Origin of the sequence: Microbacterium sp. NPDC012755, from assembly GCF_042901325.1 — a bacterium.
In the GTDB taxonomy this organism is placed as follows: Bacteria; Actinomycetota; Actinomycetes; order Actinomycetales; family Microbacteriaceae; genus Microbacterium; species Microbacterium natoriense.
In genome coordinates, this window is sequence record NZ_JBIBCT010000001.1 from 2,309,702 (window position 1) to 2,333,898 (window position 24,197).

Genomic DNA, 24,197 nt, shown 5'->3' on the forward strand with positions numbered 1-24,197 from the left:
TAGACTATTTTCATGACTTCGCCCGCCCCCGCATTCGCCGTCGACCTCGGCAAGACCCGGTGCCGGGTCGTGCGCGTCGTCGATCGGGAGCGAGTGCGTCACGACGGTGTCGGCGCCCCGGGCCTGGCCGCCCCGCACGGAGCGGACGCCGCCTTCGATGCGATCGTATCGCTGCTCGCGCGATTCGAGGGCCCGATCGGACCCCTAGGAGTGGGGGCTGCGGGTGCCTGGGCGGCTCCGCAGGCGGCATCCGCCCTGGCTCGACGACTGGCGCGGCAGACGGGGGCGCCGGTCGTCGTCGCCTCCGACGTCGTGACCGCGCATGCGGGCGCTCTGGACGGAGCCGAGGGCACCCTGCTCATCGCGGGAACGGGCGCCGCCGCACTCGGAGCGGATGCCGACGGCGTGCGCCTCGTCGACGGCTGGGGTCCTGAGCTCGGCGACTTCGGCAGCGGCTCCTGGTTGGGACGGGAGGCGCTGCGCGCGGTGGTGCGCGCGTCCTCGGGCCTGGGTCCTGCGACCGTGCTGACCGCCGCCGTCGAGACCGTGGTGGGCCCCGCGTCGGCCGTCCCGTCGTGGATCGGCCGCGATGAGCCCCTGGCCAGACGGCTCGCACAGCTGGCGCCGCTCGTCCTGGAGTCCGCCGAGCGCGGCGACGACGTCGCCCTCGCGATCGCCGACGAGGCGGTCAGGCTGCTCACCGCCACGACCGTTGCCGCCTCCCGCACGGCGAATGCGGCACTGCACGGCGGCCTCACCGACCACGGATGGTTCCGCGCCCGGCTCACCTCGTCCCTCGACTCCGCCGACCGCACCGTCGTCGCCTCCGCGGGCGACGCCATCGACGGAGCGCTGATGCTCGCGCTCCGCACCGACCTCCCCCACGAAAGGTTCGCGCACCGTGCCGAATGACGACCGTCTGACCGAGCTCCTCGACGAGCTCTCGCGCCTCGACACCGAGGCCTCGACGACCGAGCGCGGCGACCTCGACCTGCTCGGCTCCGTCGAGCTCGTGCGCGCGATGAGCGCGGAGGACCGCAGGGTCCCCGAGGCTGTCGCCGATCGCGCCGAGGAGATCGCCGCAGCCGTCGACGGCATCACCGCGCGGTTCCGCCGCGGCGGGCGTCTGATCTACATCGGCGCGGGAACCGCCGGTCGCGTCGGCGTGCTCGACGCGAGCGAGTGCCCGCCGACGTTCGGCACCGACCCGTCGATGGTCGTCGGACTGATCGCGGGAGGCGAGACGGCGATCCGCTCCGCCGTCGAGAACGCCGAGGACGATCAGGATGCCGCCGAGCTGTCGCTGCGCGAACTGGCCCTGACCGCAGACGACACGGTCGTCGGGATCTCGGCTTCCGGTCGCACCCCGTACGTGGTCGGAGGACTGCGCTTCGCCCGCGGCATCGGCGCGCTGACGGTCGCGATCGCCTCGAACGCGCACTCCGCGATCGGTGCGGAGGCCGAGATCGCGATCGAGGTCGTCACCGGCCCCGAGTTCATCTCCGGCTCGACGCGTCTGAAGTCGGGGACCGCGCAGAAGCTCGTCGTGAACATGCTCACGACCCTGTCGATGATCAAGCTCGGCAAGACCTACCGCGGGGTCATGGTCGACCTCCTCGCCACGAACGAGAAGCTCCGCGCGCGCTCCATCCGCACCGTGATGCAGCTCGCCGGCGTCGAGGCCGAGGAGGCCGCCGTCGCGCTGTCCGCCGCTTCGGGTTCGGTCAAGCTCGCACTCCTCATGCTGGCGACGGGCGCTCAGGCGGATGCCGCGGCATCCGCCCTGGAGAGCGCCGACGGCATCCTGCGCGAGGCGATCGCCGCACTGAGCTGACGCGCGCCTCGTCTCGAGGTGCGCGTCAGCTCAGTGGCCGCAGGTGCAGGCGGCGCCTCCGCCGCAGCATCCTGCGTCTGCGGTTCCATGCGCCTGGGACGACTCCGGCACGTCCATCGCGGGGTTCTGGTCGAGGAAGCCGTAGGGCTTGAACCAGAAGCCGGCGTAGTCGACGGGCATGATGGGCCAGTCCTCCGGGCGCGGGAAGTGCGTGAGCCCGAAGGTGTGCCACAGCACGATGTCCTCGCCGTCGATCGACCGGTCGTCTGCGGTGTACTCGGGGAGGCCTGCACCGCCCTGGTGGGCGTTCGGGTAGCGTCCGGCGGGCCAGATCTGGCCTGGTTCGTGCTTCGTCGCCCACAGATGCTTGGTCGCGAAGGCCGCGCGGGCCGCCACGGAGGATGCGGGGTCGGCCATCAGCAGGGCGGTCGGCTCGGGGATCAGGTGGTACGCGGTGGGGCGGCCCACGGCGTTCGTGCGCGAGGCGCTCTGGATCTCCCACACCCGGGCGACCGAGGTGTCGGCCTCGCGCTGCGCCTGCTTCTCGGTGACGAGCGGGGTCTCCGACCAGCTGAAGGCGTTGCCGAACGGGTTCTCCGCTCCCATGGGCACGCGCTGCGCGTCGACCTCCACGAGGCGGTTGTCCTCGCCGTCGATCGCCACGTCGAGACGCGCGCTGAACAGGTGCTGGTGCACCGGTGCGAAGACGCCGGGGGCGAGCTCGGTCGCGTGCCTCTGCCGCACGCCCGGTTCTCCCGCGCCGACGAAGACGATGCCCGTGGCCTTGGCCGTGACCTCGATCGAGCCGTCGAGGTAGAAGTGCCAGTAGAAGCCGTAGTCGTAGTTGCCGATCGTGGAGAAGTACGACACCACGAAGCGGCGCGAGCGGCGCACGTCGGCGCGACCGGCCAGATCGGTGTGCTTCCAGAGGATGCCGTAGTCCTCCTCGTGCATGCAGACGACGTTGGGGATGCGCACGGGGTGCCCGTGGTCGTCGGCGACGTACCCGTCGAGGTAGCGGATGACGCCGAGGCAGTCGCATCCGAGCTCCAGGTGGTTGGCGTTCTTGCCGAGGAGGTACTCGCCCGCGTCGAAGTAGCTGATCCAGAAGCGTCCGGGCGCGGTGTCGCCGTAGGGGACGACCATCTCGGGCACGCTCGCACGGCTGAGCACGGAGCGACCGTCGAAGCTCACGTCGTGCAGCACGAGACCCTCGCGGGCGTTGAAGCTCACGCGCATGGACCAGTTCTCCCACTCGACCAGGGAGCCCGACACGGAGAAGCTCGGGCCCTCGGGCTGCGTGATCTCGATGGGCTTGAGGGTCGTGCGGGCCTCGCCCTGCACCTCGGGGTAGTAGTTGCCGTGGCCGGCGGGCACCGGCACATCGCCCACGTCCTCGACGCGGATCACGCTGTTCGCCGTCAGGTCGATGTGCACGATCAGACCCTCGACAGGGTGTGCCCACGGCGAGTCGTCCTCGTCGTACTTCAGGAAGGTGAGGGAGCGGATGACGCGGCGACCCACCTCGTCGGCGCGCCCCGTGTATCCGGGGGCGAGGGGACCGCAGAACGCGAGCTCCATGTGGTCTTCGAGGCCGCGCCGCCGCATCGCGGCCTGCCACTCGGGCGAGGCCTTGGCGATCGCCTCCGCGCGCTCGTACTCCTCGAACAGGTACTGCGGCTGGCCGTAGGGCGGCGCGTCGTTCGGCACGCGCTCGGCGCTCACGACCTCACCGCGCGTGATCGAGACGACGACCTCTGTCGCGACGCCCGTGGCGGTGTCGAGCAGGGTGGCATCGACGCGACGGTCGATGGGGGCGCCCGGCGTCCACGCGGCGAGCTCGGCCTTGGTCGGCTCGTCGGGGAGGAGCATCGGCACGCGGACGGTGTCGCCCATGAGGCCTGCGGACTCGAGCACCGCCCTGGCGGCGGCGATCTCGGCGCCCGTGAGCGGGTCGAGGGGATGCGGCGCGGCGATCTTGTCGATGGTGACGGGCTGGTGGGACATCGGCGTACCTCACTATTTCGAGCGATTGCTCAATAAACGGGTTTCGACGATGGTACGACGGCTCAGGGCCTGCGCACAAGCCTTTCGAGCGCGTGAGGGGTCGCGTATCGCCGCATCGCGGGCGGAGGATCCGACGATGTGTGGCCCCTCACCCTCCGCACCGGGTGTGAATGCGGGCGTGAGTGCGGGTGCGGCGTGGGCGGGGGTGCGTGGCGCGGGCGTGGGGTGCGTTGCGCGGGCGGGGTGTGCGGCGCGGGTGTGTGGCGCGGGTGGGGTGCGGGGGTGGGGGTGTGCTGCGGAGCGTCAGGCGCGCCAGGGGGAGAGGATGCCGTCGAGCACGGCGGCGTGGGCCGCGGCATCCTGCGGCTCGGTGACCTCGACGACCTGCTGGCCGTAGGTGATCGAGCGCAGCAGTGCCATGACGGCATCCGTCGGCGTCTCCGTGCGGAGCTCGCCCGCGGCCACGGCTTCGTCGAGGGCGTCGCGGATGCTGCTCTGCCAGGTCGCGAGGGTGGGTGCGGCGGCATCCGGAGTCGGCGCGAGCGTCGCGAGGCGTCCCCAGAAGCCGACGACGACGCGCGCCTCGCTGCGGGTGCGCTCGTCGAGGGGGAGCACCTCGCCCATGAGCGCCTCCAGTCGCGCGAGCCCGTGCAGTCCTGCCGTGGCCGCGGCGATGCGCTCGTCGGTGCGGCGGGTGACCTCCGCGGCGGCGGCGCGGATGACGTCGTCGAATCCGTCGAAGTAGTGCCACAGCGAGCCGGTGGCGACGCCGAGCTCCTTCGCGACGGCGCGCGACGACACGCTCTCGTGCCCGTCGCGGGCGGCCACCGCGAGCAGCGCCTCGGCGATCTGCCGGCGGCGCTCATCATGGTCGACGACGCGGGGCACCTGCCCATCCTGCCGCATCCGAAGTGGGTCTGGCTATTTTGAGCGCTCGATCAATATAATGCGGGGGTGGATCCCATTCTGCCCGCAGCACCGTGGCTGATGGCACTGGCGGCGCTGGTGTCGGCGGTCGCCTGCGTCGCGGCCTGGCGCGCGGTGCCCTGGCAGGGGCGGCAGTCCGCCCTCGTCATGGCGGCGGCGATGCTCGTCGTCGCGGCGGGCGGCGGCGACGTGGCACGGGGACTCCTCCTCGGCGCCGTCCTGCTGCTCTCGGCCATGCTCGGGACGATCGGCGTGCGGGGGACGCCCGCTGCGGCGGCCTGCTGCCACCGCGCCCTGGTGTCTCTCGTCATGGCGGTCTGCGCGTTCCAGAGCGCCTCGGCCGGCTCGTCGAGCGACGCCGTCGCGACCTCGGGGCATGCAGGGCACGGCCTGAACGGGGTCCTCTCGATCATCGGGATCGTGGGCGTCGTCGGCGTCGTGCTGTGGACGGTCGTCGCCGAGTGGTTCGTCGAGCCCGTGCACGAGGGGCGCGCGGCGACGTTGCTGACGATCGAATCGTGGGCGATGGCCGCGGGCGTCGCCGTCATGTGCCTCGGCTTCTGAACCGGCGACGGGGCCCGCGACTCCCGGTCACGGCGCGGATTCGGTAGCGTGGCCGGATGCCCCTCGCCCTCATCACCGGCGCCGCCCGCGCGAACAGCATCGCGGCCGGCATCGTCCCCCGTCTCCGCGCCGCCGGCTGGACGGTCGTCACGAGCGACCTGACCGATGCCGACGTGCCCGCCGACCTCTCGACGCCCGAGGGGCCCGAGCAGCTGATCGCCGAGGTGAACCGTCGATACGGCGCGATCACGGCCCTCATCCTCAGCCACGCGCACGACGTCGAGTCCGGCATCCTCGACACGACGGCCGAGAGCTTCGACCTGCACGTCGCCGTGAACGCCCGCGCGAGCCTGCTGATGATCGCCGCGTTCGCCCGCCAGGCGGGGGAGGGCGGCGGAGTGATCGTCGCGCTCACGAGCGATCACGTCACCGGCAACCTGCCCTACGGGGCCTCGAAGGGGGCCCTCGATCGGCTCGTGATCTCGGCCGCGCGCGAGCTGGGGCCGAAGGGCATCTCGGCGAACGTGCTCAACCCCGGTCCGATCGACACGGGCTGGATGGACGACGAGACCCGCACGGCCCTCGGCGGGATGACTCCGCTTGGCCGGCTCGGGCGCCCCGCCGATGTGGCCGCGACCGTGGAGTTCCTCGTGTCGGACGAGGGCCGCTGGATCTCCGGTCAACTGCTCAAGTCCGACGGGGCCTTCTCGGCCGAGTTCTGAGGCCGACGCTCAGCCGCGCGCGGCCGGGCGCACGAACACCCAGGCGGAGATCGCGGCCACGGTCGCGGCCGCCGTCATCGTGAGCGCCATGGTGAGCGCGGTCGTGCCTCCGATGCCGGCCGCGAGCGGGGCGACCACGGGGCCGAACAGGAACATCGACACACCCAGGAGAGCCGAGGCCGTGCCCGCCCGCGCCCCGTGGTGGGCCAGCGCGAGGGTCTGCCCGTTCGGCCCGCCGATCCCCGCGCACAGCATGAAGCCGATGAGCGCTGCGGCGACGCCGATCACTCCGGCGCCGCCGATCGCGACCACCAGGAACGCCGTCGTCGCGATCAGGGTGGCCGTGATGCCCCCGAGGTACACCCGCAGCGGTCCCCGGCGCCGCACCACGAGGCGGCTGGCCTGACTGCCGAGGATGTTCGCGAGCGCTCCGGCGGCGAACGCGAAGCTAAAGGTCTGCGGGCTCAGCCCGAACCGGTCCTGCAGCACGAACGGCGACATCGACAGATACGTGAAGAACGCGACCCCGCCCGCGGCGCCCGCGCACAGCACGGCGAGGAACAGCCGGTCCCGCACCACGGCGCCCGCGTGCCCTGCGAGCACCCGCACGCCGCCGCCGTGCCGGTCACCGCGGTCGAGGGTCTCGGGGAGCGCCAGCACGACCACGAGCAGCAGAGCGACGCCGACACCTCCCAGCACCCAGAAGATGCCGCGCCAGTCCATGATCCGCGCGAGCTGGCCGCCGACGAGGGGCGCGATGACCGGTGCCGTGCCCGAGACGAGGAACAGCAGCGACAGCATCCTCGACAGCTCGACGCCCTCGAACTGGTCGCGGGCGACGGCGAGACAGATGACGATGCCCGCGGATCCGGCGAGACCCTGCAGGAACCGCGCGAGCAGCAGCAGCTCGATGCTCGGCGCGACGGCGCACAGCACCGAGAGCACGGCGAACGCGGCGACGCCGACCATGAGCGGCAGGCGCCGCCCCAGGCGGTCGCTCAGCGGGCCGGCGATCAGCTGACCGAGCCCGAGCCCGATCATGCACGCCGACATGGTCGCCTGGCCGAGCGCCTCCGAGGTGCCGAGGGATGCCGCGAGCTGAGGCAGCTGCGGCAGATAGAGGTCCATCGACAGCGGGCCGAAGGCCTCGAGCATCCCGAGCACGAGCATGGCGCGCAGCGCCCCCATGCGCGGGCGGGGAACGCTCATCCGCCGAGGCGCAGCACGCGGCGCAGCCAGCTCTCGCGCGCGGCGACGGCGGCCTTCGAGACCTCGGCGTCGGGGGAGAAGCCGGCGAAGCCGTGATATCCGCCGGCCCACACGTGCAGCTCGGCCTGTCCGCCCGTGGCCCAGATGCGCAGCGCGTAGTCCACCGCCTCGTCGCGGAACGTCTCCGCGGCGCCGACCTCGATGAACGCAGGAGCGAGTCCGGAGAGGTCGCGCGCTCTGGCAGGCGCGACGTACGCGGACAGGTCGTCACCGAACCGGTCGGCGCCGGCGATCGCGTCCCACGCGGTGTCGTTGTTGTTGCGGTCCCAGGCGCCGAAGCCGTCGTACTGACGGCTGGAGACGGTCTCGTTGCGGTCGTCGAGCATGGGGCAGCCGAGCAGCTGGCCGGCCAGGCGCGGCCCGCCGCGGTCGCGCGAGAGGAGCGCCACCGCCGCCGAGAGACCGCCGCCGGCGCTCATGCCGGACGCGATGATGCGCTCTGGGTCGATGCCGAGCTCGTCCGCGTGCGCCGCCATCCACTCCAGGGCGGCGTAGCAGTCCTCGGCCTGCGCCGGCCCTGGATGCTCGGGCGCCAGTCGGTACTCGACGGCGACGCCGACGACGCCGTGGCGCTCTGCGAGGTCGATGAGCTCCCCGGTGCCGAAGAACCGCGTGCCCAGCACCATTCCCCCGCCGTGGATGGAGAGCACGGCGGGGGCGGGGGCGGAGGAGGGGCGAGCGGGCCGGACGACCGTGATCTCGACGTCGGGGGCCCCGGCGGGGCCGGGGATGAGGCGGTCGTCCCAGGAGACCGCGCGGCCGGCGGTCTGCACGCTCATGGGCGGGATGATCGTGGCGAAGTGGTCGCGGTTCGCATGGATGGTGTCCGCGCGCAGCGGGATGATCTCGACGAGGTCGACGAACGCGTCGAGCCCGGCGACGAGCTCGGGGTCGTAGGGGACGGGGATGCTCATCGGGCGGACCCCCACGTGCGGCGGAGCCACGACGACCGGGCCGACAGGGCCGCCCTGGTGATCTCGGCATCCGGCATGTACATGTCGAAGCCGTGCGCCCCGCCGCCCCACACGTGCAGCTCGGCCTGGCCGCCGGTCGCCCAGATGCGCATCGCGTACTCGGTGTCCTCGTCGCGGAAGGCCTCGGCCTCGCCGACCTCGATGAACGCGGGAGGGAGACCCGCGAGATCGGCGGCGCGGGACGGAGCGGCATAGGCGGGGGCGTCCGCGCTGAAGGCGAGCTCGTCGCCCAGCACGCACGACCAGGCGAGCAGGTTCATCTCGCGCTGCCACGTGCCGATGCCGTCGTACTGCCGGCTCGCCACCGTGGTGTTCGTGTTGTCGATCATGGGGCACAGCAGCAGCTGCCCCGCCATGACGGGACCGCCGCGGTCGCGGGCCATGAGCGCCACCGCGGCCGTGAGTCCGCCGCCGGCGCTGCCGCCGCCGACGATGATGCGCTCGGGGTCGATGCCGAGCTCCTCGGCTCTGGCGTGCGCCCACACGAACGCGGCGTAGCAGTCCTCGACACCCGCGGGGAACGGATCCTCCGGAGCCAGGCGGTACTCGACGTTGACGGCGACGACCCTGTGCTCCTCGACGATGTCGACGACGCGCGCGGTCTCCCACGAGCGATGCCCCACGATCATGCCGCCGCCGTGGATGTTCACGAATCCGGGCAGCACCTCGCCCTCGCTGCCCCGTGGGCGGAAGACGGTGATCTCGACATCGGGGGCGCCGGCGGGGCCGGGGATGATCCTGTCCTCCCAGATGATCGCCCGCCCGGCGATCACCGCGTCGGTGCCGGGGAACATCCGATCGGTGCCCGTCCGAGGCAGGGTGTCGCGGGTCAGCGGAGGCTGAGGGTTCTTCGCGAGCTCGTCGAGCACGGCCTGCACCTCGGGGTCGAAGGGCACGGGGGCGACGGTGGGGTGTCCGGCGGCGGTGGCGGTCATGCGGTTCTCCTGGGGTCGTTGGGGATGGGTGTTTCGTCTCGTCGCTAGCGCTCCTCGCTCAACGACCGAGGGCTCCTGCCCCGGTCGTCGGGCGAGCTTTCCCGGTCGTCGAGCGACGCTTCGACTCGCTGACGCTCGCTCAGCACGAGTCTCCGCGAGACGACACACGGTGAGGCCCGCACGGCATCGGCTACGGGCCCTCGGGGTCGACGACGCCGCGATCGGCCCAGAACGGCTCGACCAGGCGACGCAGCTCGGCAGCGCCCACTCGGTCGACGAGTTCGGCGGCGTCGAGGTTGGCGCGCAGCTGCTCGACGCTCGACGCGCCGAACAGGGTCGTGGTGAGCGCCGGGTGGGTGAGCGTGAACCCGATGCCCAGCTGCGCCGGCGTGACGCCGAGCGACGAGGCGACCTCGGTGAACGCGGGCACGTCGGCGATGATGCGCGCCCGGATGTCGCCGGGGTCGCGGCCGATCTGGCGACCGCCGTCGACCTTCCCGGCGAGCACGCCGCCCTCCAGGCAGTCCGACGCCTGCAGGGTCAGACCCTGCTCCCACAGCCGCGCGAACGGTTCGCCGTCGGGGATCGAGCGCCGCGACACGCTGTACTTCAGCTGCGCGATCCGGGGGCCGGCGACCCCCTCGGCGGCCGCGATGTCGATCAGGGTCTGGATGCTCGTCGCCGACCAGTTGTTCACACCCCAGGCCCGGATGAGCCCGGCATCCGTCAGCCGCGCCAGGTCGAGCACGAGGTCGCGCAGCTCCAGGTCGTCGCGGCGGAGGTCGCCGAGGATCACGAGGTCGGCGTGCTCCACCCCGACCCGCATGAGCGCGTTCTCGAGCTGCGGACGGAACCCGTCGGCGCCGAAGGCCTCGAGCCACAGCTTCGACGACAGCAGCCACTCGTCGCGGCGGAGGCCGGCCGCGCGCACCATGCCGGCGAAGATCACGTCGGTGAACACCGGGGGCGAGCCGGGCGCGGAGTACACGCCAACGTCGAACAGGTTCACGCCGCGATCCACCGCTTCGCGCAGCATGCCGACGGCATCCGCGAAGTCCATGCGGTCGTAGGTGTGCCAGGAGCCGAGCGAGAACAGGGAGGAGCGGATGCCGCTGCGTCCGATCTCGCGGAGGGGGAGCGTCGTGGTCATGGGGTCCTCACCGTCTCGGGTCGATGACGGCCTTGACCTCATCGAGCTGGTGCATGTGCGCGATCTTGTCCGAGGCCTCGGCGAGGCCGACCGGTGGGCTGAACAGGTCGTCCCACGGGTAGCGGTCGGCGAAGGACTCGAAGAAGCCGATCGCACGGGAGTAGTCGGAGATGTCGCCGTTGAGCGAGCCGACCAGGGTCAGCTCCTTGCCCATGACGGTGCTGAGCGCGAAGCCGTCGCCGGCGGGGCCGGTGGATCCGACGATCACGACGGTGCCGCGCTGGGCGGCCATCCCGACGGCGTCCGGTCCGATGCTCGGCGCCCCGGCGACGTCGAAGACGACGTCGGCGCCGCGGCCCTCGGTGAGCTCGAGCACCTGATCGACCACGGGACCGTCGCGGAAGTCGACCACCGCATCCGCTCCGAACCGTGCCGCGAGCTCGAGGCGCGACGCCGGGGCGCCCACCGTGATCACGCGACCCGCTCCGGCGATCTTCGCGACCGCCGTGGCGAAGATGCCCAGCGCGCCAGAGCCCTGCACGACGACCGTCGAGCCGGGGCGGATCCGCCCTGCGCGCTCGAACGCCCGCAGCACGGTCTTCGCCGCGCAGCCGGCCATCGACGCCCAGGTGTCCTTCACGGATGCCGGGAGCTGCAGTTTCGCAGCCCCCGGGGTGACGTAGGCGTACTCGGAGAGGCCAGCGGTGGCGAACGGGTGCACGTCGGCGCGCTGGAGGAAGCCGTAGCCGCGGCGCGAGCAGGCGACGGGTTCGCGCAGCACGACGCAGCCGTAGCACTCGCCGCACGTCGACTCCGACCAGCCGATGCGGTCGCCGGGAGAGAGGGGGCGGCCGAGAGCGTCCTTCGTGTCGGGTCCGGTGGCGACGATCTCGCCCACCATCTCGTGCCCGAGCACCATCGGGAGCATGCCGGGGAACGTCATCCGGCCCTCCCAGATCTCGATGTCGGTGCCGCACAGGGTCGTGCAGGAGATGCGCACGAGGGCGGCCCCCGGCTCGACGTCCTGGGGGAGGGGCAGGTCCTGCAGCGTGAGCGGCTCGCCGTGTGCGGTGAGCACGGCGGCGCGGGTCGTGGCGGGGAGCGTCATGGGGTGTCCTCTCAGACCAGGAGCTGTCCGCCGTCGACGGCGACGGAGACCCCGGTGATGTGGCTGGCGGCGTCGCTCGCGAGGAACAGCACGAGCGGTGTGATCTGGTTGACCTCGGCGATCGTGCCGAGGGGGATGCGCGATTCCCAGGCCGCGCGGGCCTGCGGGTCGGAGGCGAAGGCGGCCGTGAGCGGCGTGAGCACGGGGCCCGGGGCGACCGCGTTGACGCGCACCCCGGACGGGGCCAACTCGATCGCGGCCGTGCGGGTGAGGGCGTCGACCGCGGCCTTGGTCGCCTCGTAGTGCCCGAGACCAGGGGTGGGCTGGCGTGCCCCGATCGACGAGATGTTCACGATCGTGCCGTGGCCGGCCTCGGCGAGCAGCGCTCCGAAGACCCGGAGCATGAGGAACGTCCCGCGGACGTTCACGCGCAGGGCCGCGTCGACCACGTCGACGGGAACCTCCTGCAGCGTGCCCCCTCCCGCCACGATCCCGGCGTTGTTCACGAGCACGTCCAGGCCCCCGGTCGTGCCGATCCTCTCGGCAGCGGCGCGCACGGACGCCTCGTCCCCGATGTCGAGGGCGAGCGCGGTCGCTCCGATCTCCGCGGCGACGGCGGAGGCGGCATCCGCGTTCACATCGCCGATGAAGACGTCGGCGCCCTCGGCGCGGAAGGCGGCGGCGATGCCGCGGCCGAGACCGGAGGCGCCTCCGGTGACCAGGACTCTGCGGGCGGTGGATTCGGTCATGCTCGTCCTCACTGACGCTTCTCTGACGGGGGTGTCTCCGTTATATTCTACAAACATAGAAAAACACAACCCCGAGTCGTGCACGCCGAAGGAGCCTTCATGCCCATTCCGACATATCCCCGCATGCCGCTGCAGCGCGGGGGAGCGCCGGTGCCCCCGCTAGCCCTCGGATCGTGGAACACCTGGGACAGGATGCCGCAGGCCGAGGCGGTCGAGCTGATCGGCCGAGCCGTCGAGCTCGACGCCGGCTTCTTCGACGTCGCGTACTACAACATGGGTCCGCACGCGGAGAACTCGACGACCGACATCCTGTTCGGACGGGCGCTGCGGGAGAGCGGCGTGGATCGCTCCGACATCGTGCTGTGCGGAAAGCTGTGGCTGTGGGATTGGCCGAACCAGGGCTTCCGCGCGCAGCTCGCCGAGTCGCTCGACAGGGCGGGTCTCGACCGCTTCGATACCCTCGTGGTGGGGGACTACCTCGACGCCCCCGACGTCCCGCGCCTCGTCGCCGACGTGAACGAGCTCATCGATCAGGGGCTCGTCGGCTCATGGGGCATCAACAACTGGCGCATCGAGCACACGCGCCAGGCCCTCGCCGACGCCGCGGCCCAGGGGCTCGCCGGGCCCGTGTTCGCGCAGCTCAAGTACGGCATCGCGCGTCGGGCGATGGCCGAGGGCGACGCCTACGGGCCGCTCTTCGCCGACGGCACGCTCACGCTGCAGGCGTCCGACGTGTTCGAGGGCGGGATCCTCGCCACCGGGCGCACTCCGCAGCGCAAGATCGGCGCCGACGTCGGCGGCATCCGCGAGCGGATCGCCGCCGTCTATCCCGAGGTCGCGCGGGTCGCGGCGGACTTCGGGGTCACCCCCGCCGCCCTCGGCATCGCGTTCTGTCTGTCGAACCCCGCGACCGCGAACGTGCTCTTCGGCGCCTCGCGCGTCGAGCAGCTCGAGCAGAACCACGCGGCCCTCGCCCTCGCTCGCGACCACGGACCCGAGGTGCGCGCAGAGCTCGCGGACTGCTGGGTCGATCGCGAGGTGCGCGCAGACGGGGCCTGGTGAGAGGGGGCTACGCTTCGCGCTTGTGGGCGAGGGCGAGGGCGCGCTCGAAGGTGGATGTGAGGACGCGCAGCCTCTCGACCCGGTAGTCCTCGTCGGGATCCAGTTCGTCGATGTACTCGTCCCAGACGCGCAGGTAGCGGTCGCGCCAGGTCTCGATCGTCGTGCTGGCGGGGAACGTGGCCCCCACGCGTCCGGCGGAGCCCAGGTCCGTCAGGAGCTCCAGCCAGGCGGGCACCATGCTCCCTCCCCACTCGTCCGGCTCCAGTGCGGTGTCATCGTCCTCATCGGCGAACTGCTCCGAGATCTTCGCGATGAGGTCGTCGGTGATCTCGCCCAGTCCATCGGCGGCCGTGTCGTCTTCGAAGTTCCCTGGTCCCCACGTGCCCACGTCGTGGCTCCTCTCCTGCCGGTTTGTGTTCAGGTTCATTCAATCAGGAGACCGCCGGAATCGCCCTCCGAGACGTCAGTGTCCTCCGCCGAACTCGATCAGCCCCACGCCGATCGCGATCAGGGCGACGCCGATTCCCATCAGGAGCGAGAAGTGGTCCTTGAAGATCACGCGGCCGAGGACGGCGGTGACGGCGACCCCCGCCGCGGCCCATACGCCGTAGGCGACGCCGACGGGCATGCCCATCGCGAGGATCGCGCCGAGGAGGCTGAACGCGGCGAGGTATCCGACGACGATCACGGGGATCCAGCGCTTGCGCCGCAGGCCCTCCGAGGCGCGGAGGCTCAGGGTCGCGGTGACCTCGCTGGCGATCGCGAGCGCGAGCAGCACCCAGGTCACGACGAGACCTCCGCGGTGTGACCGGCGCGAGAGCCGAGCTCCACGAGCAGCACTCCGGCCACGATCACGCCGACGCCGACGATCTGCACGGGGCCGAGCAGTTCGCCGAACAGAACGGCGCCCAGGATGGCGGTCAGCACGACGCCGATCGCCGACCAGATGCCGTAGGCGACGCCGACCGGCATCCCTCGGTCGAGGACGACCGACAGCAGCCAGAGCGACCCGGAGTATCCGATGACGACCAGGATCAGCCACAGAGGGTGCGCGAACCCCTCGGCGGCGCGCAGCGAGAGCGTCGCCGTCACCTCGAGGGCGATCGCGAGGAGGAGCGGCGGCCAGGCCGACGGCCGGGGGCGGTCTGTCATCGAGTGCCTTTCGTGGAGGGTTCGTGGGGAGGAACGCGGGGGATGCTCGCACGATTCCCTGTCCGGCAGATGAACTCCTGCGCTCCTGGGCAAGCCTGGCGCGCCCGGCGACATGTCAGGGCGCCCGCGTCGCGAAATCGCCCCTTGCGCTCTTTTTCCACGCATGTAGACTAACCAGCACGACACATCGAAGTGGCGTCGGATCCGGCTCCCCGGCCAGAGGCCCTTCGTACCTTCTTCACCACTCCCTGCACCCGAGAGAAGGAACCATGAAACGACTGCCCCTCGCGCTCGCCGCGGCCGTGGCCGCGACCATCGCGCTCACCAGCTGCAGCGGCGGAACCTCCCCCGCACCGTCCGGCGACAGCGGCGCCGCCGGACCAGACGCGCTGAACATCGGGAACTTCCTCGATGTCACCTCGTGGGATCCGTCACTGGCCGACATCGGCTTCGACGGCCCCTACCTGTCCGCCGTCTACGACGCCCTCATCGCCCTCGACGCCGACGGGAACCCGATCCCGTCGCTCGCCACCGACTGGACCGTCGCCGACGACGACATGAGCATCGACCTCGACATCCGCACGGACGCGACGTTCAGCGACGGCACCCCGGTGGACGTGGAAGCCGTCATCAAGAGCCTCGACTACCTCAAGGCGGGCGCACGATCGGGGGAGGCCTACGTCAACGTCGCCTCCTTCGAGAAGGTCGACGACGACACCCTCACGATCAACCTCACCCAGCGCGACGACACGATCCTCTACTTCATGGGACTCGGGCGGAGCTACGTGGCATCGCCGGCCGCGATCGACGCCGGCACGCTGGGCAAGGAGCCCGTCGGATCGGGACCGTACACGCTCGACAGCACGACGAGCGTCGCCGGGGCCGAGTACCACTTCACGAAGGTGGCCGACCACTGGGACGCCAAGACCTACCCGTTCTCCGAGCTCGCGATCTTCCCGATCATGGACGCCACCGCTCGTCACAACGCGATGCTGAGCGGTCAGATCAACGTGCAGTACGGCGACGTCGCGAACCAGGCGCAGGCCGACGAGCAGGGCTGGAACACGGCATCCCGTGTGTCCGGCTGGGCCGGCCTCGTGATCACCGATCACACCGGCGCCAAGAGCGAGCCCCTCGGCACGCTAGAGGTCCGCCAGGCGCTCAACTACGCGTTCGACGGCGCCGCGATCCTCGGAGCCGTCGGCAGCGGTGCCGGGGTCGCGACGAACCAGGTGTTCCCCGACGGCGGAGACATCAACGACCCCGCGCTCAACGACACCTACGCGTACAACATGGACAAGGCGAAGGCTCTCCTCGCCGACGCGGGCTACCCCGACGGCTTCTCGATCTCGATGCCGATGTCGCCGATCTTCGAGCAGTGGAAGCCTGCGGCGGAGCAGGCTCTCACCGAGCTCGGCGTGAAGGTCACGTGGGACAACATGCAGATGCCGGATTACCAGCTGAACGCCCCGAACTACCCGATGTTCATCTCGTTCCTCGCGATGGACGGCAACCAGCTCGCCACCGTGGCCCGCCAGGTGACCAGCGTGCAGTGGTTCAACCCCGCACCGGACTACGCCGACAACGAGGTGCTCGCGCCCCTCGTGGAGAAGGTGCAGACGGAGCGCGGCGACGCCCAGACCGCCGCGGTCGAGGAACTGAACAAAGGCCTGGTCGACCAGGCGTGGTGGTCGGTCTGGTACCAGGCGAACAACACGTACTACAGCGCCCCCGGCATCACGCTCCAGCCGGTCGTCGGGATGATGTTCCCGACGCTGCGGTACATCACCAAGGGCTGACGCCCTCATGCCCGGTCGTTGAGCGATCGAGGGCGAGCAGCGTTTCGTCTCCTCGCTGCGCTCGTCGCTCAACGACCGGATGCCGATCGATCCCCCTCCGACCCCCGAGAGGTCCCCATGCTCCTGTTCACGGCGAAGCGCGTGCTGTCAGGCATCCTGCTGCTGGTCGCGGTGTCGATCGGCACGTTCTTCCTCGCCCACCTGGCGATCAGCGATCCCACCGCCGCCCTGCTCGGCACCACGGCGAGCCCGGCGCAGCAGGAGGCGCTGGCGCAGAAGATCGGCCTGGACCGGCCCCTGCTCGTGCAGTTCTGGGACTGGCTGTCGCACGCGGTGCTGCTCGACTTCGGCACCTCCTGGCGCAACTTCCAGCCGGTCGGCGCGCAGCTGGCCATCAAGGTCCCGGTGACCCTGTCGGTCGTGACCTTCGCGACCCTGATCACCGCGGTCGTCGGCGTCGTGTTCGGCATGATCACGGGTCTCCGCCCTGGCACCTGGTTCGACCGGGTCATCAAGGGCGTCTCGGTCGTCCTCTTCGCCCTCCCCGGATTCTGGATCAGCCTCGTGCTGGTGATGTGGTTCGCCGTGCAGCTGAAGTGGTTCCCTGCCGTGGGCTACGTGACGCCGACCCAGTCGGTCGACGGGTGGCTGCGGTCCATCACGCTCCCCGCGATCTCGCTCGCCCTGGGCGGCATCGTCGCGGTGTCCGAGCAGCTGCGCAACGCGGTGATCGCCCAGACCCGCCAGGACTGGGTGCGCACGCTCCGCAGCCGCGGACTCTCGCCGGCGCGGGTGAACCTGCACATCCTGCGCAACGCCTCTCCGTCGGCGCTCACCGTCATCGCGCTCATGTTCGTCGGCCTGCTCTCGGGGGCGATCGTCGTCGAGCAGATCTTCAGCCTTCCCGGACTCGGTCAGCTCACCAACCAGTCCTCGCAGAACGGCGACATCCCGATGCTCCTCGGCATCACGGTCATCTCGATCGTCTTCGTCATCCTGATCAACCTCCTGCTCGACCTCGTGCTCGGCTGGATCAACCCGAAGGTGCGCGTCGCATGATAACGACCGACATCCGCGTGGCGTTCGACCGCGCCGCCCAGAAGCGCCGGTCGAGCCTGTTCCGCCGCTTCCTGAGGCATCCGGGCGGCTGGATCCCGCTCGCGATCTTCCTCCTCATCGTGCTCGTCGGCGTGTTCGCGCCGCTGCTCGCGCCGATGGACCCGAACCTCGTCGACCTCGCCGCGGCCAAGGCGCCCCCCGGGCCGGAGCACCTGCTCGGCGGGGACTCCACCGGCCGCGACATCCTGAGCCGGCTGATCTACGGAACCCGCACCACGATCTGGGGTGCGCTCATCACGATCGTCGTCGCCCTCGTGATCGGCGTGCCGTCGGGCGTCGCCGCCGGCTACTTCGGCGGCGTGCTCGACCGGGTGGCGACGTGGATCAGCGATGCGCTGCAGTCGATCCCGGGCATGATCATCCTCCTCGTCGTGGCCGCGGGCAGCCGCAACAACTTCGAGGTCCTGATGGCGACGGTCGGCGTCTTCATGGTGCCCGGCTACTTCCGCATCTCGCGGTCGCAGACCCTCGCCGTGCGCGGGGAGACCTACATCGACGCGGCCAGAGTCTCCGGCCTCTCCGACGGGCGCATCATCTTCCGCCACGTGATCAAGGCCGTGTACCCGCCCGTCATCATCCAGACCGCCCTGACCGCGGGCATCGCGATGGGCATGCAGGCCGGCCTGCAGTTCCTCGGCATCGGCGACTCGAACGTCCCCAGCTGGGGAGCCATGATGCTCGAGGGCTTCCGTCTCATGCTCACCTATCCGCTCATGCTGCTGTGGCCGTCGACGGCGCTCGGCGTGACGATCGCGGTGCTCGCGATCATGGGATCGACGCTCGCCGAGCTCGTGCAGGTCCGCACCCCCCGGGTGGCGAGGCGCAGAGCGGATGCCGCGGCGCGCCCCTCCACGCCGGCCACCGGAACCGCACGTCACCAGGCGGCCGACTCCGCGCTGCGCGTCGAGAACCTGCGCGTCGTGCACGCGACGCCGACCGGCGAGACCGAGGTCGTGCACGGCGTGACGCTCGACGTCGCCCCTGGCGAGGTCGTCGGGATCGTCGGCGAGTCCGGCTCGGGCAAGTCGCAGACGGTGTTCTCCGTGCTGGACCTGCTGCCGTCGACCGGCCGGGCGGAGGCCGATGCGATCTGGATCGGCGGCGAGGACGTCAGTCATGCGACGGCGACACAGCGTCAGGCGCTGCTCGGCCGCGAGATCGGCTACGTGCCGCAGGAGCCGATGAGCAACCTCGACCCCTCGTACACGATCGGCCACCAGCTCGTCGAGCCGCTGCGTCGCACGCACGGACTGAGCAGGGCGGCGGCGAAGGAGCGGGCCAGGGCCATGCTCATCAGGGTCGGCCTCACCGATCCCGACCGGGTCATGCGCAGCTATCCGCATCAGGTCTCCGGTGGCATGGCGCAGCGCGTGCTCATCGCCGGCGCGATCGCAGGCAAGCCCTCGCTCCTCGTGGCCGACGAGCCGACCACCGCGCTCGACGTGACGGTGCAGGCCGAGGTGCTCGAGCTGCTGCGTGAACTGCAGGCCGAGTACGGCATGGCGCTGCTGATCGTGACTCACAACTTCGGTGTCGTCGCCGACATCTGCGATCGGGTGATCGTGATGCGCGGGGGTGACATCGTCGAGTCCGGTCAGGTCGACGACCTGTTCGCGCATCCGGCCGAGGAGTACACACGGGAGCTGATCGCCGCATCCCTCGACGACGCGGAGGGGCGCGCGGCGCTCGACGCCGCACGCACCACGGAGGTGTCCGCATGACTCCGCAGCATCCGTCCTCCGGATTTCGGACGCTCGCGCGTTTCTCGGAGAGTTCGGCCGGGATCGTCCGAGATTCCCGCAAGCGTCCGAAATTCGGATCCCCGGAGGTGTCCGCATGAGCGCTCTGCTCGAAGTGAACGATCTCGTCGTCGAGTACGGCCGAGGGCGCAGCGCCTTCCGCGCCCTGCACGGCGTGTCCCTCGACATCGCTCCGGGGGAGTGCCTGGGGCTGGTGGGGGAGTCCGGATCGGGCAAGTCCACGCTCGGCAAGGCGATCCTGGGGCTCGCCCCGGTGACCTCGGGGAGCATCCGCTTCGACGGGCGCGAGATCGGCGGACTCGGAGGGCGCAGTCGCCGCGCGCTGGCCGACGACATCCAGGTCGTCTTCCAGGACCCGTACGGCTCGCTCAACCCGGCGATGACGATCGGCGACATCCTCGCCGAGCCCCTGCTCACGACCGGGATCGGCGCGAACGGGGCGGCGGCGAAGGTCCGCGAGATGCTCGACCGCGTGCGGCTGCCGAGCACCGCGATGGAACGCTACCCGAGCGAGTTCTCCGGCGGGCAGCGGCAGCGCGTCGCGATCGCCAGGGCGCTTGTGCGCGGCCCGCGGCTGATCGTGTGCGATGAGCCGGTGAGCGCGCTCGACCTCACCACCCAGGCGACGATCCTCGACCTGTTCATCGAACTGCAGCGCGACACGGGCGTCGCCTACCTCTTCGTGTCGCACGACCTCGGCGTGGTGCGTCGCGTCTGCCACCGCGTCGCCGTGATGTACCGCGGCGAGCTCGTGGAGATCGGCGAGGGCGAGCAGGTCACGCGTCACCCGCAGCATCCGTACTCCGAGCGTCTGCGGCTGGCGTCGCCGGTCGCCGACCCCGCCGCGCAGCGCGAACGGCGTGCCCGATGGCTGGCTCTCCGGGAGGTGCGCGATGCGGCTGTACGGTAGCACCAGGCTGAAAGGACGCCATGCCGAAGATCATCGATCACGACCAGCGTCGGCGGGACATCGTCGAGGTGGCGAAGAGCATCATCCTCAAGGGGGGCTTCGAGGCTGCCACCATGCGCAGTATCGCCGCGGAGGCGGGCTTCGCGAACGGGGCGCTGAAGCACTACTTCCCCGGCAAGGAGAGCATCGTCGCGGCGACGTTCGAGACGATCCTGCAGCAGATGGCCGAGGGCGTGGCCGCAGACACCGCGGAGTCGGCGTCGGCGGAGGACGCGCTGCGCGGGTGGCTGGAGGCGACGATCCCTCGGGATGCGGAGCAGATCGCGGCCGGTCGGGTGCTGCTCGCGCTGTGGGAGTACGCGATGTCGAACGAGTCCCTGGCGGAGCTGTACCGCAGCCACCTCGCGAACTGGCGCACCTCGTTGATCGCCCGCATGGAGGCGGCGCGCGACGAGGGGGCGATCCGGGAGCAGGACTACACGGCCGCGGCGAACGAGTACATCTCGGTCGCCGTCGGCGCGACCGTCATCAACCTCATGTACCCCGACGGCGACCGGGTCGCCGACTACCAGGCCTACATCGACCAGTTCCTGTCGCGGTTGCGCTAGTCGGAGCGCACGCCGCTCCGACGGCGGCGACGCGCCTGATCCGAGAGGACGGCGCGCCGTGACTCCTACCCTTTCCGTTCACCGCCGTCCCGGCTCAGGTCGCCCTGTGGTGTTCCTGCACGGCCTCGCGTCGTCCGGAGCCCTGGACTGGCCGGATGCCGAGTGGCAGGGCGTGCTCGGAGACCGACCGGCCCTCGTCGTCGATCTGCCGGCGCACGGCTCCAGCCCGGTGTCGGGGACGGCGCCGACGTCACGGGTGCTCGACGCCATCGCGTCCGCGGTGGGCGAGGAGGAGGTCGATCTCGTCGGCTACTCGCTCGGGGCACGGCTGGCGTGGGATCTCGCGCGGCATCCGTCCGTGCGGGTCCGACGGCTCGTGCTCGGCGGACTCGCCGCTGGCGAGCCCTTCGCCTCGGTGGATCTCGCGGCCGCGCGTTCGGCCCTCGACGGAGGAGCGTCTCCGGCGGATCCGCTGACCGGGATGATCCTGCACATGGTCTCCCTCCCCGGCAATCGCGCCGGTGAGCTGCTCGATCTGATCGAGGGGCTGGCCGCCGAGCCGTTCACCCCCGCGAGCGGGGGCCCGACGCAGCCCGTCCTGCTGATCGGCGGCGCCGAGGACGGCATGGCCGCGGGCATCGACGACCTCGCCGCGCTGTTGCCGGATGCCGGTGCGGTCCGGGTGCCCGGCGACCATCTCGCCGCACTGCATGCACCGGAGTTCCGCGCCGCCGTGCGCGACTTCCTCGCGGACTGACGCGTGCGGATCGCGTTCGGGGCTTTCCCCATCCTCAAATTCCTACAACTGTAGACACTCCTTTGCATCTGAGCGCATCCTGCGCATCCTCACGAAAGGCACTCACCATGACGAACACCCCCGACGCCGCACGGATCCTGGACATCGCGACGGGCTACATGGCCTCGAAGCAGCTCTTCGAGGCGAGCCGGATCGGACTCTTCGCCGCCGTCGCTGGCGGCGCCGACACGGTCTCCGCGATCGCAGAGCGTTGCGGCGTGAGCGAGCGCATCGCCCGCATCCTCGCGGACGCGATGGCCGCGAAGGGGCTGCTCACGCGCGCCGACGGGGTCTACGGCGTGGCGCCGGATGCCGCGGCCTACCTCACCGGGGCGGACTCGGCGATCGACCTGGCGCCCTTCCTCACGTTCCTCGGCGAGATCAGCTACCCGCACTGGCTGCAGTTCTCGCACACCGTCGACACGACCGAGCCGGGCGACCTGCAGATGGACGATGCGCGCTGGGCGACGTTCATGGCCGGCGTGATGACCTACAACGCCCTGCACGCGCAGGAGTTCGGCCGCCTGGTCGACCTCGCGGGAGCCGCGAAGGCCCTCGACTTCGGCGGCCTCTCCGCCGGCTTCGCGCTCGCGGCCATGGCGCAGAACCCCGAGCTCCACACGACGTTCGTCTACGCTCCCGGATTCGAGGGCGGCATCGCCGAGGCGATCGAAGAGGCAGGGGTCGCCGAACGGGCCGTGGTCGAGGTCGGCGACACGGCGACGGCGACGCCGCAGGGCGAGTACGACGCGGTGTTCGCGAACCACGTGATCCACCGCTTCAGCGCCGAGGAGAACGCGCAGATCTTCCGTAACCTGCGTGCCGCCGCGCGGACGGGGGCGACGCTGACGGTGCTGGACTTCTTCCTCGACGACGACGCCGAGCAGCGGGGCATCGACGCGCTGCACGCGGGCGAGTACCTCGTGATCGACGGCACGGTCGTGTACCCCGAGTCCGAGGTGCGCGGATGGCTGACGGATGCCGGATGGCAGGTGCGCGAGAAGATCGCGCTCCCCGCCAGCCCGCGCGTGCTCGTCGCCACCGCGGTGTGAATCTTCCCCGAGAGGGGAGCTGAGCTGGTCCGAGGGGGATCAGAGAGGCGGGCGGCACGCGAGAGCGTGTCGCCCGCCGTTTTCCTGGGGCGGGTGTCGTCGTCGCTGGCGCGTCGTCTCGTCGCTGCGCTCCTCGCTCAACGGCCGGGCTTCCTTCGCGGGGGTCGTTGAGCGAGCGGAGCGAGTCGAAACGCGGTGAGGGGCGCGCGCCCTCAGTCGCGGGGCTTCTCGGTCTTCGTCTCTGCGGGGGTTCGTCGGTCATCGCTTTCGCGGGTCGTTGAGCGAGCGGAGCGAGTCGAAACGCGGGGAGGTGCGCACGACCTCAGTCGCGCGCGAAGACCGTGCGTCCTTCGACGATGGTCCTGGCGACTCCGATCGACGCGAAGGCGCGGCCGGGCTCGAGGGGATCCTCGTCGAGGACGGTGAGGTCGGCGACCTTCCCCGGTTCGAGGGAGCCCTTCCATTCGGCGGCGCCGTCCTGGCGTGCGGCATCCGTCGTCATCCGGCGCAGCAGCGCCGTGCGGGTCGCGATGTCGTCCGAGCCGAGCAGATCGAGCGCGGCGTCGAGGCCGAGGCGCCAGTCGGGGGAGGCGATGGGCGCGTCGCTGGTGATCGTCGTGAGCACGCCCGACGACAGCATCTCGGCGAGCGGCCACGCCGCGGCGAGGCGCTCGGGGCCCAGCTGGGCTCCCGCCCAGGCATGCGTGTGCGCGGCGATCATCGGCTGCACGGCGAAACCAGCCCCCATGGCGCGCAGCCGCGCGATCTGATCGTGCGTCGCGAGATCGCCGTGCACGACGTAGTGCGGTGCCCTCGGCGGGGCGGGCAGCGCTTCGAGGACGCGCAGGAACTCCTCGATCGAGCGGTCGCCCGTGGCATGCACGGCGACCTGCAGGCCGCCGCCCGCCGCGAGCTCGATCATGCGGCGGAAGGCCGCGAGCGGGTCGTCGCCGCGGGTGAGGAGGTGGCCCGTCGATCCGTCGGCGTAGGGTTCGCACACCCACGCGGTGGCCATCGGGGGGATGCCGTCGGCGAAGATCTTGACTCCGGGGATCGAGAGCCATCGCGCGTCGGTCTCCGGCGCGGGGGAGTGGATGCCGCGTTCGAAGTCCGCGAGCGTGCTCTCGCCGTCGATCGTGCCGAAGAGCCGCAGCAGGGTGACCCGTGAGGTCTGCGCGCCCTCGCGGTGCAGGGCGACGTAGGCGTCGAGCATGTCGGTGCCGAAGCATCCGGTCTCGCCGTCGTCCTCTCCGGGGCCGATGCCCGGCTCGGTGTAGCTCGTGATGCCGAGCTCGGCGAGGAGGCTCCACGCGTGCCGCAGGGCGGCGCGGCGCTCGGCGGCGGTCGACACGAGGGTGCCGGACGGCTGATGCTCCGGCGGCGTGTCGGAGAAGAAGAGGTGCGGCCAGCGGGCTCCCAGCCAGGCGGCGTGCAGGTGGGCGTCGTTGATGCCGGGGACGACGGTGCGGCCGTCGAGCTCGACGGTCGAGGGGGCTCGCAGGGCCTCGGCATCCGCGTCGAGCGCGACGATGCGTCCCCCGCGGACGGCCAGGGCGGATGCCGTCGTGCCCGCAGCGTCGAAGGTGCGGATGCGTCCACCGCGGATGATCAGATCGGCGTCGTCGCCGGCGACTGTCGTACTCATTATTCCACCAGCGTAGACGAAAAGATTCCGCAGCGCGAGAGGATTCGCGAGGGCG

The 24,197-nt window shown here is 71.1% G+C and carries 24 protein-coding genes; 12 read left to right on the forward strand and 12 right to left on the reverse strand.

The window, feature by feature from the left end; translation table 11 throughout:
- Nucleotides 1-12 precede the first annotated feature (12 nt).
- Nucleotides 13-912 (forward strand): BadF/BadG/BcrA/BcrD ATPase family protein, encoded by a 900-nt coding sequence (locus tag ACFY5A_RS10675; RefSeq protein ID WP_341939875.1) that lies wholly within the window; start codon nt 13-15, stop codon nt 910-912.
- The gene (murQ, locus tag ACFY5A_RS10680; protein WP_387233833.1) at nt 902-1,834 is read left to right on the forward strand and encodes an N-acetylmuramic acid 6-phosphate etherase; all 933 of its coding nucleotides are present in this window, start codon (nt 902-904) and stop codon (nt 1,832-1,834) included. The genes ACFY5A_RS10675 and murQ overlap by 11 nt, the downstream gene beginning before the upstream one ends.
- Nucleotides 1,835-1,864: 30 nt before the next feature.
- Here murQ and ACFY5A_RS10685 read toward each other — a convergent pair whose 3' ends face one another.
- Together ACFY5A_RS10685 and ACFY5A_RS10690 are read right to left on the reverse strand one after the other, a co-directional pair.
- The gene (locus tag ACFY5A_RS10685) at nt 1,865-3,841 is read right to left on the reverse strand and encodes a primary-amine oxidase (RefSeq protein WP_387233836.1); all 1,977 of its coding nucleotides are present in this window, start codon (nt 3,839-3,841) and stop codon (nt 1,865-1,867) included.
- 303 nt (nt 3,842-4,144) lie between these two features.
- Nucleotides 4,145-4,729, reverse strand: coding sequence for a TetR/AcrR family transcriptional regulator (locus ACFY5A_RS10690; RefSeq protein ID WP_223586827.1), 585 nt, complete (start codon nt 4,727-4,729; stop codon nt 4,145-4,147).
- 66 nt (nt 4,730-4,795) lie between these two features.
- On the opposite strand from ACFY5A_RS10690, the gene ACFY5A_RS10695 reads away from it, so the two are divergent.
- Nucleotides 4,796-5,332 carry a hypothetical protein gene (locus tag ACFY5A_RS10695; RefSeq protein WP_387233839.1) on the forward strand — a complete coding sequence of 179 codons (537 nt, stop codon included), beginning with the start codon at nt 4,796-4,798 and terminating at the stop codon, nt 5,330-5,332.
- A 56-nt stretch (nt 5,333-5,388) separates the two neighbouring features.
- Nucleotides 5,389-6,054 carry an SDR family oxidoreductase gene (locus ACFY5A_RS10700; RefSeq protein WP_105677529.1) on the forward strand — a complete coding sequence of 222 codons (666 nt, stop codon included), beginning with the start codon at nt 5,389-5,391 and terminating at the stop codon, nt 6,052-6,054.
- 9 nt (nt 6,055-6,063) lie between these two features.
- Here the strand turns inward: ACFY5A_RS10700 and ACFY5A_RS10705 are convergent, their stop codons facing one another.
- From ACFY5A_RS10705 to ACFY5A_RS10730, 6 genes are all read right to left on the reverse strand, one after another.
- Complete coding sequence (locus tag ACFY5A_RS10705) at nt 6,064-7,263, reverse strand: multidrug effflux MFS transporter (protein ID WP_387233843.1); 1,200 nt, start codon at nt 7,261-7,263, stop codon at nt 6,064-6,066.
- A complete protein-coding gene (locus tag ACFY5A_RS10710) occupies nt 7,260-8,237 on the reverse strand; it encodes an alpha/beta hydrolase (RefSeq protein WP_341939870.1) in 978 nt (325 codons plus the stop codon). The genes ACFY5A_RS10705 and ACFY5A_RS10710 overlap by 4 nt, the downstream gene beginning before the upstream one ends.
- Entirely contained in the window at nt 8,234-9,232 is a 999-nt protein-coding gene (locus tag ACFY5A_RS10715; protein ID WP_387233847.1) for an alpha/beta hydrolase, read from the reverse strand. The genes ACFY5A_RS10710 and ACFY5A_RS10715 overlap by 4 nt, the downstream gene beginning before the upstream one ends.
- Nucleotides 9,233-9,422: 190 nt before the next feature.
- Nucleotides 9,423-10,382 carry an aldo/keto reductase gene (locus tag ACFY5A_RS10720; protein ID WP_387233850.1) on the reverse strand — a complete coding sequence of 320 codons (960 nt, stop codon included), beginning with the start codon at nt 10,380-10,382 and terminating at the stop codon, nt 9,423-9,425.
- A gap of 7 nt (nt 10,383-10,389) precedes the next feature.
- The gene (locus ACFY5A_RS10725; protein WP_387233853.1) at nt 10,390-11,490 is read right to left on the reverse strand and encodes a zinc-binding dehydrogenase; all 1,101 of its coding nucleotides are present in this window, start codon (nt 11,488-11,490) and stop codon (nt 10,390-10,392) included.
- Between the two features lie 11 nt (nt 11,491-11,501).
- Complete coding sequence (locus ACFY5A_RS10730) at nt 11,502-12,239, reverse strand: SDR family NAD(P)-dependent oxidoreductase (protein WP_387233856.1); 738 nt, start codon at nt 12,237-12,239, stop codon at nt 11,502-11,504.
- A gap of 99 nt (nt 12,240-12,338) precedes the next feature.
- Between ACFY5A_RS10730 and ACFY5A_RS10735 the strand changes: the two genes are divergently transcribed.
- Nucleotides 12,339-13,301 carry an aldo/keto reductase gene (locus ACFY5A_RS10735; RefSeq protein WP_387233859.1) on the forward strand — a complete coding sequence of 321 codons (963 nt, stop codon included), beginning with the start codon at nt 12,339-12,341 and terminating at the stop codon, nt 13,299-13,301.
- 7 nt (nt 13,302-13,308) lie between these two features.
- Here ACFY5A_RS10735 and ACFY5A_RS10740 read toward each other — a convergent pair whose 3' ends face one another.
- Genes ACFY5A_RS10740 through ACFY5A_RS10750 form a run of 3 tightly spaced genes read right to left on the reverse strand, consistent with a single transcriptional unit; the run spans nt 13,309 to nt 14,453 of the window.
- Complete coding sequence (locus ACFY5A_RS10740) at nt 13,309-13,728, reverse strand: DUF4259 domain-containing protein (RefSeq protein ID WP_387233862.1); 420 nt, start codon at nt 13,726-13,728, stop codon at nt 13,309-13,311.
- Between the two features lie 36 nt (nt 13,729-13,764).
- The gene (locus ACFY5A_RS10745; RefSeq protein ID WP_105676101.1) at nt 13,765-14,088 is read right to left on the reverse strand and encodes a multidrug efflux SMR transporter; all 324 of its coding nucleotides are present in this window, start codon (nt 14,086-14,088) and stop codon (nt 13,765-13,767) included.
- Nucleotides 14,085-14,453: a multidrug efflux SMR transporter gene (locus ACFY5A_RS10750; protein WP_105676103.1), complete on the reverse strand. Its 369-nt coding sequence runs from the start codon at nt 14,451-14,453 to the stop codon at nt 14,085-14,087. Before ACFY5A_RS10750 ends, ACFY5A_RS10745 begins: the two co-directional genes overlap by 4 nt.
- 269 nt (nt 14,454-14,722) lie before the next feature.
- Here ACFY5A_RS10750 and ACFY5A_RS10755 point away from each other — a divergent pair, with 269 nt between their 5' ends.
- The 7 genes from ACFY5A_RS10755 (at nt 14,723) to ACFY5A_RS10785 (ending at nt 22,497) form a co-directional block, all read left to right on the forward strand.
- On the forward strand, nt 14,723-16,252 hold the full coding sequence (locus tag ACFY5A_RS10755; protein ID WP_387233866.1) for an ABC transporter substrate-binding protein: 1,530 nt from the start codon (nt 14,723-14,725) through the stop codon (nt 16,250-16,252).
- A 117-nt stretch (nt 16,253-16,369) separates the two neighbouring features.
- Complete coding sequence (locus tag ACFY5A_RS10760) at nt 16,370-17,311, forward strand: ABC transporter permease (protein WP_105676105.1); 942 nt, start codon at nt 16,370-16,372, stop codon at nt 17,309-17,311.
- Entirely contained in the window at nt 17,308-19,092 is a 1,785-nt protein-coding gene (locus ACFY5A_RS10765) for a dipeptide/oligopeptide/nickel ABC transporter permease/ATP-binding protein (protein ID WP_387233869.1), read from the forward strand. The genes ACFY5A_RS10760 and ACFY5A_RS10765 overlap by 4 nt, the downstream gene beginning before the upstream one ends.
- 115 nt (nt 19,093-19,207) lie before the next feature.
- Nucleotides 19,208-20,041: an ATP-binding cassette domain-containing protein gene (locus tag ACFY5A_RS10770; protein WP_341939860.1), complete on the forward strand. Its 834-nt coding sequence runs from the start codon at nt 19,208-19,210 to the stop codon at nt 20,039-20,041.
- Nucleotides 20,042-20,061: 20 nt separating this feature from the next.
- On the forward strand, nt 20,062-20,649 hold the full coding sequence (locus tag ACFY5A_RS10775; RefSeq protein WP_387233872.1) for a TetR/AcrR family transcriptional regulator: 588 nt from the start codon (nt 20,062-20,064) through the stop codon (nt 20,647-20,649).
- A 106-nt stretch (nt 20,650-20,755) separates the two neighbouring features.
- Nucleotides 20,756-21,406: an alpha/beta fold hydrolase gene (locus tag ACFY5A_RS10780; RefSeq protein WP_387233875.1), complete on the forward strand. Its 651-nt coding sequence runs from the start codon at nt 20,756-20,758 to the stop codon at nt 21,404-21,406.
- A 107-nt stretch (nt 21,407-21,513) separates the two neighbouring features.
- Complete coding sequence (locus tag ACFY5A_RS10785) at nt 21,514-22,497, forward strand: methyltransferase dimerization domain-containing protein (RefSeq protein WP_387233877.1); 984 nt, start codon at nt 21,514-21,516, stop codon at nt 22,495-22,497.
- Between the two features lie 322 nt (nt 22,498-22,819).
- Here the strand turns inward: ACFY5A_RS10785 and ACFY5A_RS10790 are convergent, their stop codons facing one another.
- Nucleotides 22,820-24,142: an amidohydrolase gene (locus ACFY5A_RS10790; protein ID WP_387233880.1), complete on the reverse strand. Its 1,323-nt coding sequence runs from the start codon at nt 24,140-24,142 to the stop codon at nt 22,820-22,822.
- Between the last annotated feature and the right edge of the window lie 55 nt (nt 24,143-24,197).